Genomic DNA, 14,048 nt, shown 5'->3' with positions numbered 1-14,048 from the left:
CTGCCGGGGGACCAACGCGTGCCCGCCACCGGACGACCCGACGGCGACGGACCCACGCGGCCCCCCGGCAGCAGCGGCCACACCCCTGCGGCCGCTCCCTCACCCGGCGGGTCGGGAACCCACGGCACCCCGCGGGCCGGAAGCCCACAGCACCCGTGGGCCGGGAACCCACGACTCCCGGTGGACCGGGAACCCTGGGCTCCCGGTGGATCAGGAACCCACCACGGAGATCTCGTCGTGCAGGGCCGCCGCACCCTCGACCACCCGCGCCGGCCCGGCCAGCCCGGTCACCACGGCCACCGCGGCCCGCAGCAGCACCCGCGCGATCATCGGGTCGATCGCCCCGGCCAGGTGCGGCACGCTGGTCCGGAACGACACCCGGTACGTCACCTCGCTCCCCCCTTCGACCGGCACGACCTCCCACGCACCGCCGAGCGCCACGAAATCGCCTTCGACCTGCTCGAACCGCAGCACCCGCCCCTCGACCTCGACCCGCTGCACCCAGTGCGCCACCCCACCGCGGAAGCGCAGCGCGTACCGGTACCGGTCCTCCCCCTCCGCCGCCACCGACTCGATGTCGGCCGACACGTCGGGGAACCGCTCCTGCCGTCGCAGCAGGGCGAAGACCTCGTCCGCGGGCACCGAGGCCGTCAGGACCACGCTGTGCTCGGTCATCGCCACGCTCCTCCTCGCACGATGTTGACTCCTTGCAGCCGGGTCGTCCTCAGCATCAGGTAGTTCGCCTCGCCGAACGCGCCGCCGGTCAACCCGGTACCGCCGTGCGTGGGCAGGAACGGGCGGAACGCCGAGTGCGAGTCGTTGACGTTGACCACGCCGCCGTGGGTCACCTCGGCGGCGATCCGGTTCACCAGCCGCTCGTCGCGCACCCAGAACGAGTTGCGCAGCCCGTAGGCGTTGCCGCCGACGAAGCGCAGCACCTCGTCGAACACGGCCTCGTCGTCGTCCGGCTCGGGCACCACCACGGGCACCAGCGGGGAGAACGTCTCCTCGCGCACCGCGGGCGTCCCGTCGGCCACCCGCAGCCCGTCGACCCGCAGCACGGTCGGCTCGACGAACAGCCCGGTGTCGGACGGCGTGCCGTCCACCTCCAGGCGGCGGCCGCCGTGCAGGAGCTTCGCGCCCCGGCTGACCGCGTCGGCGACGTTGGCGAAGTGCGCCCGCGCCATGAGCACCGGGGTCAGCACCACGCCGGGCTCGTCGGGGTAGCCGGGCCTGGTCGCGGCGGCCTCGCCCACCAGGCGGTCGAGCAGCTCGTCGGCGATCTCCGGGTGCGCCACCACGTGGTTGGGGATGTTGCAGATCTGCCCGGACTGGCGGAAGTTCTCCGCGATGGCCCGGACCGCCCCGTCGAGGTCGGCGTCCTTCCACACCACCACGCAGTCGTTGCCGGCCAGCTCCAGCACCGGTTTCTTGCCCGCGGCCACGGCGGCGCGCTCGAACTCCAGGCCCTTGGCGCTGCCGCCGACGTAGACGATGTCGTTGACGTGCGGGCTCTCCAGCCACAGGTCCGTCATCGGCGGGCCGCACAGGATGTTGAGCACGCCCGCCGGCGCGCCGGCCTCCTCCAGCACCGGCACGACGACCTCGCGCAGCGCGTACGTGGTGGCCAGCGGCACGCCGCGCGGCGCGCGCACCACCACCGCGTTGCCCGCCAGCAGCGCCGACACGCCGAACAGCGCGTTGGGCGTGGACGCGTTCTGCGGCGGGTTCACGCACACCACGCCGTCGGGCACGCGGCGGACCACGGCCCGCCCGGCGCCGCGGTCGCGGGTCCACGCCATCTGCCCGGCGCACCAGTGCAGCGTCTCCAGGCTGTAGTCCGCGTACCAGTACTCGTCCAGGGTCGGCCCGGCCAGGTCGCGCGGCTGCCCCTCGGCCACCAGCAGCTCGACGATGTCGTCCCGCCGCTCGCGCAGCCGCTCGCCGATGCGCACGCCGACGGCGATGCGGTCCTGCAACGGCACGCGGGCCCACTCGGGCGCGGCGCGCGCCGCCGACTCCAGCGCGTACCGGGCCATGTCGTCGTCGGCCAGGGCGCAGCCGCCCACCACGGCGGGACCGGCGGAGCGGGCGTCGACCAGGCCCGCGTCCAGGTCCCGCTTGAGGGCCAGGGCGGGGAAGGTGTCCTCCAGCACGGCGCGGGCGGCGACCGTGTGGACGTACTTCCCCTCGGGGTGCTCGACGTCCTTGCCGCCGATGTACGCCGGGTACATCACGGGTTCACGCGTGGTCATGTCGTCACCTCTCTTCCGGGAACCGCCATCGCGGTCGCGGCGACGGCCTGGGCCTGGGCTCGGATCTCGGGTACCGCGGTGCTCTCGAACAGCTCGCCCCGGCGCAGCGCGCCGAGCACGAACACCGGTCTCGGCGCGCCCCGTCGGTCGAGCACGCGCCCGTCGCGGCCGGTGGTCAGGCCCAGGCCCAGCGGGTCGGGACGGGCGGTGCCGTCGTCGAGCAGCCGGCGCAGCAGCGGGTCCGGGCGGTCGGTGACGTCGCCGCGGAACCCGGTGGCGTTGACCACCCAGCCGACGCGCAGTGACCGGGGCCCGGCCGGCGTGACCAGGTCGGCCTCGAAGCCGTCCGCGACGGGCCGCAGGCACGCCACCCGGCCGCGGTGCACGTGGAGCCGGCCGGTGCCCATCAGGGCCCGCACGCGCCGGTGCGTGGCGGGTGCGGCGCGGTGGCGGTGCACGTCCCAGTACCGGTTGACGCGGTCCAGGAAGCGCCGCCGGTCGGTCAGGTCGAGCTGCTGCCACAGGCGCGGGGCGTGCGGCCGCAGGCGGTCGACGAAGTCGCGCCACCGGTCCGGGTCCGCGGCCACGCCCCGGCGCGCGAAGCCCAGCAGGTCGCGCAGCGAGCCGACGTGCTCCGGCAGGCCCGGACCGGGTGGCGGCGCCACCGGCGCGCGACCGGTGCGGTGGGGGCGGGGCAGCAGGCCGTGCCGGGACACCGCGTGCACCACCGCGGCCGGGTGCGCCCGGGTCACCGAGATGGCCAGGTCCATCATGGACAGACCGGTGCCCAGCACCAGCACGGGCGAGTCGTCGGTGATCGCCACCGGACCGTCCCACGGGTCGGCCACGTAGCGGGGCGAGCCGGTGGGCAGCAGCCCGGCGAACGGGTCGCCGCCGCCCACGCCGGGCGCCAGCACCGCGAAGTCCACGCGCACCGGCGCCCGACCGGCCAGCTCTACGACCAGGCCACCACCGCCCGACCCGTCGTCGGACAGCCCGGTCACGGTGGCCGCGACCCGCTCGACCACCGCGACCCCGCGCGCCCGGCGCTCCTCGGCCAGCAACGCCTCCCCCAGGTACCGGCCGTACTCGCCGCGCGGCAGGAACGCCCCGCCGTCCACGTCCCGGCCCAGCTCCCGGTTCCAGCGCACGAAGTGGTCCGGGTCGTCGGCCAGCGCGCTCATCCGCGCCGCCGGGGTGTTGAGCAGGTGCGCGGGGTCGTCGGTGCGGTAGGCCCGCCCCGGCCCGAACTCGCCGCTGCGGTCGACCAGGACCAGCCGCAGCGGCCGGCCCCGGTCGGCGGCGGCCCGCAGCAGGTGGACCGCCGCCAGCGTCCCGCTCGCGCCGGCGCCGACGACGGCCACCCGCAGCCCGCCCGGCTCAGTCATCCCGCGCCCCGTGCGCCATCACCGACAGCGAGTCGCCCAGCAGCCCCGCGGCCAGCGTGTTGCCGTCACCGGGCTCGATGAGCAGGAACGCGCCCGTGGCGATGCAGTCGCGGTAGTCGTCCACCGGCAGCGGGTCGGCCACGTGCAGCCGCACCTTGCCGATCTCGTTGAGCGCCAGCTCCTCCGGCCCGTCCAGCACGGCCAGCTCCTGCTCGTCGAACCTGGTGGACAGGCCCGTGACGCGGCAGTCGGTGGTGTGCGTGCCGTGCCGCAGCAGCACCCGCGCGCCGGGCCGCAGCGGCTCCTCGGCCAGCCAGCACACCGTGGCGTCGAACTCCTCGGCCACCCGCGGCCTGCGGTCGGCGGCGGCGATCAGGTCGCCGCGGGTGATGTCGATCTCGTCGGCCAGCACCAGGGTCACCGGCTCGCCCTCGTGGGCGCGGTCGACCGGGCCGTCGGGCGTGCCGACCTCGACCACGGTGGTGGTCGTGCCGTCGGGCAGCACCACGACGTGGTCGCCGGGGGCCACCTCGCCCGCCACGACCTGGCCGGCGTAGGCGCGGTAGTCGGTGGTGCCGTCGCGCAGCACGTACTGCACGGGCATCCGGAAGCCGACGTCGCTGCCGCGCGGGTCGGGCACCACGGTCTCCAGGTGCTCCAGCAGCGTCGGCCCGTCGTACCAGGGGGTGTGCTCGGACTCGGTCACCACGTTGTCGCCGGCCAGCGCGGACAGCGGGATCGCGGTGACCTGCTCCTCCCGGTAGCCCAGCGAGACCGCGTGCGCGACGAACTCGTCGCGGGTGGACTCGAAGGTGCCGCGGTCGAAGTCGACCAGGTCCAGCTTGTTCACCGCCAGGGTGATGCCGGGCACGCCGAGCATCGCCATGACCGCCAGGTGCCTGCGGGTCTGCGGCAGCACGCCCTTGCGGGCGTCGGTGAGCAGCACCGCGTGGTCCGCGGTCGAGGCGCCGGTGACGGTGTTGCGCAGGTACTGGACGTGGCCCGGGGTGTCGGCCAGCACGAACGTGCGCCGCGCGGTGGCGAAGTACCGGTAGGCCACGTCGATGGTGATGCCCTGCTCCCGCTCCGCGCGCAGGCCGTCGACCAGCAGCGACAGGTCGGGGTTGTCCAGGCCCCGCTCGGCGCTGCTGCGCAGCACCGCGTCGAGCTGGTCGCTGAGCACGGACTTGGTGTCGTAGAGCAGCCGGCCGACGAGGGTGGACTTGCCGTCGTCCACGCTGCCCGCGGTCACCAGCCGCAACAGGTCGGTCGTCATCAGAAGTACCCCTCCCTCTTGCGGTCCTCCATGGCGGCCTCGGAGATCCGGTCGTCGGCCCGGCTGGCACCGCGCTCGGTGAGCCTGCTGGCCTTGATCTCCTCGATGATGTCCTCGACGGTGGCCGCGTCGGACTCGACCGCGCCGGTGCACGAGCCGTCGCCGACGGTGCGGTACCGCACGGTCTTCTCGACCAGCTCGCCGTCGTCGTCCGGCCCGCCCCACTGGCCGGGCGTGAGCCACATGCCGTCGCGCTGGTAGACCTCGCGCTGGTGGGCGAAGTACAGCGACGGCAGCTCGATGTCGCGCTCGGCCACGTAGCGCCAGACGTCCAGCTCGGTCCAGTTGGAGATCGGGAACACCCGGACGTGCTCGCCGGGCTTGTGCATGCCGTTGTAGAGGTTCCACAGCTCCACGCGCTGGCGGCGGGGGTCCCACCGGCCGAACGCGTCGCGGACGCTGAACACCCGCTCCTTGGCGCGCGAGCGCTCCTCGTCGCGCCGGCCGCCGCCGATCACGGCGTCGTAGCGCTGCTCGGTGATGGTGTCCAGCAGGGGCACGGTCTGCAGCGGGTTGCGCAGGCCGTCGGGCCGCTCCTGCACCTTGCCCCGGTCGATCCAGTCCTGCACCTCCGCGACGTGCAGCTTCAGGTTGTACCGCTCGACCAGCTCGTCGCGGAACCGCAGCACCTCGGGGAAGTTGTGCCCGGTGTCGACGTGCACCAGGGTGAACGGCGGCGGCAGCGGCGCGAAGGCGCGCACGGCCAGGTGCACCAGCACGGTGGAGTCCTTGCCGCCGGAGAACAGCAGCGCGGGCCGGTCGAACTCGCCCGCGACCTCCCGCAGGATGTGGATGCCCTCGGCCTCCAGCGTCGCCACGCCCGTGGCGGCGCGCTCGTCGGTCGTGGGGCGTTGCTTCGTCGGCGCGCTCATCGCAGCACCACCTCCCGGCTGTCCTGTTCGGCTCGCGTCAGGGCTCGGTCGATCAGCTCAAGGCACTCGTCGATCCCGTACTCCGAGGTGTCGACCCGCACCTCGGGGGTGGTCGGCGCCTCGTAGACGTCGCTCAGCCCGGTCATGCCGGACACCTCGCCGCGCTCGGCCTTGGCGTACAGGCCCTTGACGTCGCGCTCCACGCACACCTCCACGGGGGCGTGCACGTGCACCTCGACGAAGTTCAGGCCCGCCTCCTGGTGCGCCTCGCGCACCTCGGCCCGCGCGCTGCGGAACGGCGCGATGACCGACACGACCACGAGCACGTCCTGGGCGGCGAGCATGGCGGCCAGCCGGCCGATGCGCCGCACGTTCTCGATCCGGTCCTCCTTGGTGAAACCGAGCTCCGGGAAGAACTCCCGGCGGATGACGTCGCCGTCCAGGTGCTGCACGGCCCGCTGCCCCTGGTAGCGGTTCACCAGCTCCCGCCCCAGCGTCGACTTGCCGGAGCTCGGCAGCCCGGTCAACCACAGCGTGGTGGTCACAGGTCTTCCTCCCTCTCGTCCGTTCGGTGTCCGCTCCGGCCCGTCTACGGGGCGTGCTCGCGGCCCAGCAGCTGTCGGGCCACCACGAGCTTGGTGGCGTTCTCGGTGCCGTCGGCGATCTCGGGGCCGATGGCGTCGCGCATGCGGCGGCTGATCGGGTGCTCGTCGTGCCAGCCGCGGTGGCCGAAGGTGAGCAGTGCCTGGTGGGTGGCCTCCACGCCGACGCGCGGCGCCCACCACTTGGCCATGTTCGCCTCGACCCGGTGGTCCAGGCCCGCGTCCTTGCGCCACAGCGCCTCGTAGGCCAGCAGGCGCGCGGCGCGCACCCGGGTGGCGTGCTCGACCAGCGGGAAGGCCACGCCCTGGTGCTTGCCGATGGGCTGCCCGAACGCGGTGCGCTCGCGGGCGAAGGCCATCGCGTCGTCCAGGGCGGCCTGCGCGGAGGCCGCGGCCATCACCGCGATGAGGGCGCGGGAGTGGTCGAAGCCGCGCATGACGCCGACGAACCCCTCCCCCACCTCGCCGACGACCTCGTCCGCGCTCACCGCGCAGCGGTCGAAGGTGATGGTGGCGCGCCCGCCGGCGCGGGCGCCGAGGTCGGGCAGCCGGTCCCGGCTCACGCCCTCGCGGTCCAGCGGCACGTAGAACGCGGTGACGCCGCGCGCGCCGTCGTCGCCGGTGCGGGCGAAGACCAGGCCGTGGGTGGCGTGGGCGCCCAGCATGATGGAGGTCTTGGTGCCGGTGAGCACCCAGCCGTGGCCGTCGCCGGCGCGCTCGGCGCGCAGCTCGATGGCCGCCGCGTCGGTGCCGTGGTCCGGCTCGGTCAGCACCAGCGCCACCACGGACTCGCCCGCGGCCACGGGCGGCAGCCAGGCCGCCTTCTGCTCCTCGGTGCCGTTGCGGTCGATGATGCCGCCGATGAGCGCCGCGTTGAGCACCGGGTAGCACGCGGTCACCTCGGCCTTGGCCAGCTCCTCCACGGCGATGCCGACCTCGACCGCGCCCAGGCCGCGGCCGCCGTGCCGCTCGGGGATGCCCAGGCCGGTCAGGCCCGCGCGCCCCAGCTCGGTGAAGAACCCCGGTGGGAACGTCCGCTCCCGGTCGTTGCGGGCCGCGCCCGGCGCGATGCGCTCCTCGGCGAAGTCGCGCACCTTGCGCGCCAGGGCCTCCTGCTCGTCGGTGAACCCGAAGTCCACGTCCCACCTCCTCAGCTGTCGACCAGCTGCTCGCGCAGCCGGAACTTCTGGACCTTGCCGCTGGGCGTCTTGGGCAGCTCGGCGGTGTGCTCGACCCGCTCCGGCCAGTACTGCTTGGCCATGCCCAGCGAGTCGAGGTGCTCGCGCAGGTCGGGCAGCTGCGGCGGCTCGTCCTGCGGCACGATCACCGCGCACGCCCGCTCGCCCAGCCGGTCGTCCGGGTAGCCGACGACCGCGACGTCCTTGATCCCGGGGTGGCGCAGCAGGGCGGCCTCGACCTCGACCACCGGCACCTTCTCGCCGCCGCGCGAGATGACGTCCTTCTCCCGGCCGGCGATGCGGATGCCGCCGTGGCCGTCGTCGCGGGCCAGGTCGCCGGTGTCGAACCAGCCGTCGTCGGTGACGTTGTCGGCGTAGACGTCGGGCCGGCGGAAGTAGCCCAGGCACTGGGTGGCGCCGCGGACCTGGAGCCGGCCGGTCTCGCCCGCGGGCACCGGGCGCAGGTCGTCGCCGACGATGCGGACCTCCATGCCGGGCACGGCCGAGCCGTCGCTCTCGGCGGCCCGCATCTCCGGGTCCTCGGGGCGGGTGATGGTCGGCGCGCCGTTCTCGGTCATGCCCCACAGCGCGTAGAGCCGGCAGCCCAGCACGTCGCGGGCCTGCTCGACGAGCACCGGCGGGATCGGCGCGCTGCCGGTGGCGAAGGTCTTCAGGTGCGACAGGTCGCGGGCCTGGTCGCGCTGCCGGTCGATCAGGTCGACCAGGAACGGCGGCGCGCCCATGAAGAAGGTGACCTTCTCCTCCTCCAGCACGCGCAGCATCAGGTCGGCGTCCCAGTTGTCGATGTGCACGCAGGTCGCGCCCATCAGCAGCGGCATGGTGAAGTTCCACGTCCACCCGGCGTTGTGGGTGGTGGGCGAGCCCATCGCGGTGACCTCGTCACCGGTCAGGTGCAGCGCGTCGACCTGCATGCGGTTGGTGGCGTGGAGCGTGTTGTGGCTGTGCATCACGCCCTTGGGCTCGCCGGTGGTGCCCGAGGTGAACATGACGTAGGCCAGGTCGTCCGGGTGCGCCTCGCGGCCCTCGGTGTCGCCGACCAGGGCGCCCTCGGTGCCGGGCTCGCCCAGCAGCGCGGTGTCGAAGTCCAGCGCGCCGTCCAGGCCGGGGGTGCCCGCGGGCTCGTCGGCCAGGCCGACCAGGACCCGGTGGCGGAGGGTGGGCACCTCGCGGGCCACCTCCTCGCTCAGCTCCGCGTGCGAGAAGCCGCGGTGCCGGACGGGTCCGATGTAGACGTTGCTCTCGGTCAGGCCGGTCATGAACGTCAGCTCGCGCTTGCGCATGATCGGCAGCACGGGACCGGCGACCGCGCCGATCCGGAAGCACGCCAGCGAGGTGGCCAGCAGCTGCCAGGAGTTGGGCAGCTGGAGCGTCACCACGTCGCCGCGGGCGACCCCGAGGCCGGCGAGGCCCGCGGCGATGCGCTCGACCTTGCGCTCCAGCTCGGCGTAGGTGAGGGTCTCCTTGGTCCGGCCGTCGGTGTGCCACACCACGACCGCCCGGCGCTGCGGGTGCTCGCGGGCGGCCCGGCGCAGGTCGTCGACCAGCGTCTCCTCGGCTCGCCACCACCCCTGCGCGAGGTACTCCTCCGGGTCGTGCATCTCGATGGGTTGGTCCGACATGTGGATCTCCTGTGGGTCGTCGTCTTGCTCGCGGTCAGACCACGGCTCGGGTGTTGCCGCCGTCGACCAGCAGGAGCGCCCCGGTGACGAACGCGGCCTGCTTCGAGGCCAGGAACGCCGCCAGGGCGCCGAAGTCGTCCGGGTCGCCGACCTTGCGCACGGGCACCTCGGCGGCCGCCGCGGCGGCGTCCTCGCCGGAGGGCCCGCGCAGCGCCGGCGTGTCGTGGTAGCCGGGCGCCAGCACGTTCACGGTCACGCCGCTGTCGCCGAAGGAGTGCACCAGGTTGCGCGCGTACCCCAGCACGCCCAGGCGGGCGACGCCGGAGAGCACGTTGTGCGGCATCGGCTGGCGCACCGACTCGGAGGTGATCAGCAGCACCCGGCCCCAGCCGCCGCGCTTGAGGTGCGGCGTGGCGGCGGTGACCAGGGCGACGTGCGGGATGAACGCGGTGTCGACGGCCTTGCGGTAGTCGTCGGGCCCGAACTCGTCCACCGGGCCCTGCACCACGCCGCCGGTGTGGCCGACGACGACGTCGACGCCGCCGAACTCGGCCGCGGTGTCGGCCACCCACCGCTCCACGGCGGCGGTGTCGGCCACGTCGGCGACCTGGCTGCGCACCCGGCCGCCGCCGACGGCCTCCAGCTTGCCGTGCGCCTCGGCGAGCCGGTCGGCGTCGCGGGCGCAGATCGAGACGTCGGCGCCCTCGGCGGCCAGCGCCCGGGCCACGCCCAGGCCGAGCCCGCTGCTGGCGCAGGCCACCATGGCGACCTTGCCGTCCAGTCCGAGGTCCATCAGCTCCCCTTCCCGGCGCGGACGCGGTAGCCGTAGCGCAGCAGCTGGGGTGCCGCCGCGGCCGTGGTCAGCGCCTTGGGCTTCCAGTCCAGGTCGGTCCGCCACCGGCCGTCGGACCGGATGGGCACGCGGCCGGAGCGGAACCGGTCGGGGTTGCCGGTGACGGTGTGGTTGACGCCCAGCTCGACGGTGCCGTCCCCGGCCACCGGGTTGGGCCCGGCGATGCCGGCGAAGTCCATGACCCGCCCGATCACCTCGCGGGGGCTAGCGGAGAAGTCCTCGTGCCGCACCCGCAGGTAGCGGTCGCGCCCGGCGAGCGCGAGCAGGTCGGAGGCGGCGTTGACCGCCGTCCAGTAGCCGGTGCTGCGGCCCGCGCTCATCCGCGTGACGTAGCTCTTGTCCTTGCGGTAGGAGAACGCGGTGGCGCGGGCGTCGCGCACCACGTGCAGCACGCGCACGTCGAGGTCGTCGCGGCCGAGCAGGGCCGCGGCCTCGGCCGGGTACTTGGAGCCGTCCACCAGCACCTCGGCGCCCGCGGCGGCGGCCGCGGCCCGGTACAGGTCCGCGGTGACGCCGGTCAGCCACTCGACGTCCGGCGGGGTGCGGCGCGCGCCCAGCGCCTCGGCCAGCCGGGCGGGCGTGTGCCGGGCGCGCAGCCGGGCCGCCTGCACGGCCTCCACGGCGGCGGCCGCGTGCGGGTCCGCCGCGACGCCCGTGCCCAGCACGCCCGACCACAGCGGGCACGCGGTGACGGGCTCGCCGCAGCCGCAGCTGGAGTTGGTGCCGCTGCGCAGCACCCCGTTGCGCCACAGGTAGTGCAGCTCGCCGACGTGCAGGGTGCCCGCGGTCTCGCCGAGCACGTTGCCGATCATGGTGCTGCCGCACCGCATCATGCCGGTGATGTAGAGCACCCGCATCAGCCGGCCCCCTCCTGCTCCAGCAGGACGAAGTGCTGCGGCAGGTGCACGGCCAGGCCCATGCGGCTGGTGGCCTCCAGCAGGTCGCCGCCGTCGGGCGCGGCACCGCGGCGCAGCCTCAGCTCGGCCACGCCCGGGTCGAGGAACGTGGTGGCCGCGCGGAAGTCGCCCAGCAGCACCTGGTTCTTCGGGATCATCCGGGTCCGGGAGATCCGCACGCCCGCCTCGGCGAGCCTGCCGAGCAGCCCGGACTCCACCGCCTGCCAGTACACCGCGGTGTGGGCCACGATGCCGTCGCACGAGCCGCCGGTCTCCTCCACCAGCGCGGCCGCCTGGGTGAGCAGGTCGACCGGGGCGCGGTCGGTGGTGATCCGGCGCAGGTCCGGCAGCTCCAGCAGGCCGGGCACGGCGCCGTCGTCGCTGCCGCGCAGCAGCACCTGGTTCTCGGTGGTGCCGAACCGCACGAGCAGCCGGTAGTCGATGAACGACGCCAGCAGCCGCGGGTGCTCCAGCAGGCCGGCGGGCACCGGCAGGGACACGCCGATGTCGGTCAGCGCGGCCTCGCCGAGCTTGAGCTCGAACTGGGACTCGGGCGTGGTGTCGAACGTGGTGCCGGACAGCTCGCGCCGACCGCGCTCGGGCCGCGGCTCGTGCACGTAGTAGGCGTTGCCGTCGCGGATGGTGGCCATCTTCATCAGCTGGCGCACGGTGTACCGGGGGCGTTCGGCGAACAGCGGGAACGCGGTCGGCAGGTAGGCGCGGAACGTCACGGTGACGTCGTCGCCTCCGCGGCCGAGCGCGGCGGCCTGCGCGAACTCCGAGCCCGGGGTGCTCTCGGTCATCGCCGGGTCGGCCAGCAGTTGCCGGGTCTGGTTGATCGGGGAGCTGGTCTGGGTCGTCATCACTGCCTTCCTCGCCTGGGGCGGTACCGTTGTCCGGTTCAGGCGGCGAGCGCCATGCGGCCGTGCACGACGTCGCCGATCTCGCGGGCCAACCGGCCCGGTTTGGGGTGCTGGAAGATGTTGCGGCCCATCGCCACGCCTGCCGCGCCCGCGCGCACCGCCGAGGCGACCCGCTCCAGCAGGACCCTCTTCTCGTCCACCGGCGGACCGCCGGCCACCACGACGGGGATGGGGCACGCCCGCGCGACGTCGGCCATCGCCTCGGCCGAACCGGGGTAGCTGACCTTGACGATGTCCGCGCCCAGGTCGGCGGCCAGCGTGGCCGAGTGCTTGACCAGCTCGGGGTCGGTGGAGTCGGTGATCTGCGGGCCCCGCGCGTACATCATGGCCAGCAGCGGCACGCCCCAGCGGTCGGTCTCCTCCGCGGTGCGGGCCAGGTCGGCGATCTGCGCGGCCTCCTGCCGCGACCCCATGTTCACGTGCACGCTCACCGCGTCCGCGCCCAGCCGCAGCGCGGCCTCGACGGTGGTCACCAGGTACTTGGCGTCCGGGTCGGGCGCATGGGACGTGCTGGCGCTCAGGTGCACGATCAGCGAGGTGTTGACGAACCTCTTGGGGTCCAGGTGGCGGGCGGTGCCCTTGTGCAGGACCACCGCGTCCACGCCGGCGCCGGCCAGCTCGCCGACCAGCTCGTCGAGCGAGTCGTCCGGGGTGACCGGCCCGTCGGCCACGGAGTGGTCCAGCGGGACGATCATCAACCTCCCGTCGCCGTTGCGGTTGATGCGGTCCAGGCGCAGGCACGCGCCGAAGGACTGTGGCTGGCTCAAGGCTTCCTCCTCGTGTTGTCGTCAGGCCGGGACGGCGGGCGCGGCCGGGTCGCCGTGCGCGCCGCTGTCCTCGCGGTCCAGGCAGAAGCGCTCGTGCAGCGCCCGCACCGCGTCGTGGACGCGGTCGCGCGGCACCAGGAACGTGGTCCTGGCCTGGCTGCACAGCACGCACTCGGCCGCGATGCCGGCGCCCGACAGGGCGTCCAGCGCGAGCGCGGTCAGGCCGGGCCGGCTCAGCAGCCCGGTGCCCACCACGGACACCCGGCCCAGGTCCCGGCGCTCGACCACCGCGCAGTCGTGCCCGGCCAGTTCCTCCACCACCGCGGCCCGCGCGCCGGCGACCGCGTCGTCGGCCACGCAGAACGCCATCCGCAACGACGATCCGCCGCCGGCCGACCAGGTCACCGAGTCGACCGGGATCTCCCGCCGCGCGACCGCGTCCAGCGCCCTCGCGCTGCCCGCGGCCACCTCGCACCGCGCCTCGACGACGATCTGGGTCACCCGGTCGTCGTGCGTCACCGCGACCACACCGGCGCGCCCTTCCAGCACGTCCGAGTCGAGCATGGCTGGTTCCCTCCCGAAGATGGTGCTTCCCTCGCCCACCCCGGACGCGTCGCGGACGACGATGTCGACGCCGTGCGCCGCGGCCAGCTCGACCGAGCGCGGGTGCAGCACGCGGGCACCGGAGAACGCCATCTCGGCCATCACCCCGGCGGGCACCCCGCCCAGCAGCCCGGCGTCGGGCACCACCCTGGGGTCCGCGCGCCGCACGCCCGCCACGTCGGTGTAGATCTCGCACACCCGGGCACCGTGGGCGACGGCCAGGGCCACCGCCGAGGTGTCCGACCCGCCCCGGCCCAGCGTGACGACCTCGCCGTCGCGGTCGAGGGCCTGGAAGCCCGCCACGACGACGACGTGGCCTTGGGCCAGCCAGGAGCGGACGGGCTCGACGTCGACCGAGGCGATCACGCCCGCACCAGGCCGGCCCACCGCCCGCAGCCCGGCCTCCGGGCCGGACAGCGACACCGCCGGCACGCCCAGCTCCCGCAGCGCGATGGCCAGCAGGGCCGCGGAGGCCAGCTCGCCGGTGGCGAGCAGCTTGTCGGTCTCGCGCGGGTCCGGCGCCGGGCTGACCGCGGTGGCGGCGCGCACGAGCTCGTCGGTGGTGTCGCCGCGCGCGGACACCACGACGACCACCGCGGTGCCGCTGCGGCGGACGCGCGCCACCCGGCGCGCGACCTCGGCGACCTGGACGTCGTGCGCCAGGGAACTGCCGCCGTACTTCTGGATGCAGATGTCCATGCCACTCCGTTCGGGGAATTCCGAGGGGGTTTTCGA

13 protein-coding genes are annotated in these 14,048 nt (G+C 74.5%); all 13 read right to left on the bottom strand.

The features are described from left to right. Positions 1–210 precede the first annotated feature (210 nt). Genes EKG83_RS17910 through EKG83_RS17850 form a run of 13 tightly spaced genes read right to left on the bottom strand, consistent with a single transcriptional unit; the run spans position 211 to position 14,012 of the window. Complete coding sequence (locus EKG83_RS17910; protein WP_153278191.1) at positions 211–675, bottom strand: type II toxin-antitoxin system RatA family toxin; 465 nt, start codon at positions 673–675, stop codon at positions 211–213. Further along, the gene (locus EKG83_RS17905; protein ID WP_033435480.1) at positions 672–2,255 is read right to left on the bottom strand and encodes an aldehyde dehydrogenase family protein; all 1,584 of its coding nucleotides are present in this window, start codon (positions 2,253–2,255) and stop codon (positions 672–674) included. The genes EKG83_RS17910 and EKG83_RS17905 overlap by 4 nt, the downstream gene beginning before the upstream one ends. Further along, entirely contained in the window at positions 2,252–3,643 is a 1,392-nt protein-coding gene (locus tag EKG83_RS17900) for an FAD/NAD(P)-binding protein (RefSeq protein WP_033435481.1), read from the bottom strand. The genes EKG83_RS17905 and EKG83_RS17900 overlap by 4 nt, the downstream gene beginning before the upstream one ends. After that, entirely contained in the window at positions 3,636–4,919 is a 1,284-nt protein-coding gene (locus tag EKG83_RS17895) for a sulfate adenylyltransferase subunit 1 (protein WP_033435482.1), read from the bottom strand. Before EKG83_RS17895 ends, EKG83_RS17900 begins: the two co-directional genes overlap by 8 nt. Further along, positions 4,919–5,851 (bottom strand): sulfate adenylyltransferase subunit CysD, encoded by a 933-nt coding sequence (cysD, locus tag EKG83_RS17890; protein ID WP_084717146.1) that lies wholly within the window; start codon positions 5,849–5,851, stop codon positions 4,919–4,921. The genes EKG83_RS17895 and cysD overlap by 1 nt, the downstream gene beginning before the upstream one ends. Beyond that, a complete protein-coding gene (gene cysC, locus EKG83_RS17885; RefSeq protein WP_051766976.1) occupies positions 5,848–6,396 on the bottom strand; it encodes an adenylyl-sulfate kinase in 549 nt (182 codons plus the stop codon). The genes cysD and cysC overlap by 4 nt, the downstream gene beginning before the upstream one ends. A 44-nt stretch (positions 6,397–6,440) precedes the next feature. Further along, positions 6,441–7,592, bottom strand: coding sequence for an acyl-CoA dehydrogenase family protein (locus tag EKG83_RS17880; protein ID WP_033435483.1), 1,152 nt, complete (start codon positions 7,590–7,592; stop codon positions 6,441–6,443). Between the two features lie 11 nt (positions 7,593–7,603). Then, positions 7,604–9,271: an AMP-binding protein gene (locus EKG83_RS17875; protein WP_051766977.1), complete on the bottom strand. Its 1,668-nt coding sequence runs from the start codon at positions 9,269–9,271 to the stop codon at positions 7,604–7,606. 34 nt (positions 9,272–9,305) lie between these two features. Beyond that, the gene (locus EKG83_RS17870; RefSeq protein ID WP_033435484.1) at positions 9,306–10,064 is read right to left on the bottom strand and encodes an SDR family oxidoreductase; all 759 of its coding nucleotides are present in this window, start codon (positions 10,062–10,064) and stop codon (positions 9,306–9,308) included. After that, complete coding sequence (locus EKG83_RS17865; RefSeq protein ID WP_033435485.1) at positions 10,064–10,981, bottom strand: sulfotransferase; 918 nt, start codon at positions 10,979–10,981, stop codon at positions 10,064–10,066. Before EKG83_RS17865 ends, EKG83_RS17870 begins: the two co-directional genes overlap by 1 nt. Further along, complete coding sequence (locus EKG83_RS17860) at positions 10,981–11,883, bottom strand: family 3 encapsulin nanocompartment shell protein (protein WP_033435486.1); 903 nt, start codon at positions 11,881–11,883, stop codon at positions 10,981–10,983. The genes EKG83_RS17865 and EKG83_RS17860 overlap by 1 nt, the downstream gene beginning before the upstream one ends. Positions 11,884–11,921: 38 nt before the next feature. Further along, the gene (locus tag EKG83_RS17855; protein ID WP_033435487.1) at positions 11,922–12,710 is read right to left on the bottom strand and encodes a 2-amino-3,7-dideoxy-D-threo-hept-6-ulosonate synthase; all 789 of its coding nucleotides are present in this window, start codon (positions 12,708–12,710) and stop codon (positions 11,922–11,924) included. 21 nt (positions 12,711–12,731) lie between these two features. Then, positions 12,732–14,012 (bottom strand): aspartate kinase, encoded by a 1,281-nt coding sequence (locus tag EKG83_RS17850; RefSeq protein WP_051766978.1) that lies wholly within the window; start codon positions 14,010–14,012, stop codon positions 12,732–12,734. Positions 14,013–14,048: the final 36 nt, after the last annotated feature.

Source organism: Saccharothrix syringae (genome assembly GCF_009498035.1).
In the GTDB taxonomy this organism is placed as follows: Bacteria; Actinomycetota; Actinomycetes; order Mycobacteriales; family Pseudonocardiaceae; genus Actinosynnema; species Actinosynnema syringae.
The sequence above is the reverse complement of the archived record's forward strand: the minus strand, read 5'-3'. Positions and strand labels throughout refer to the sequence as shown.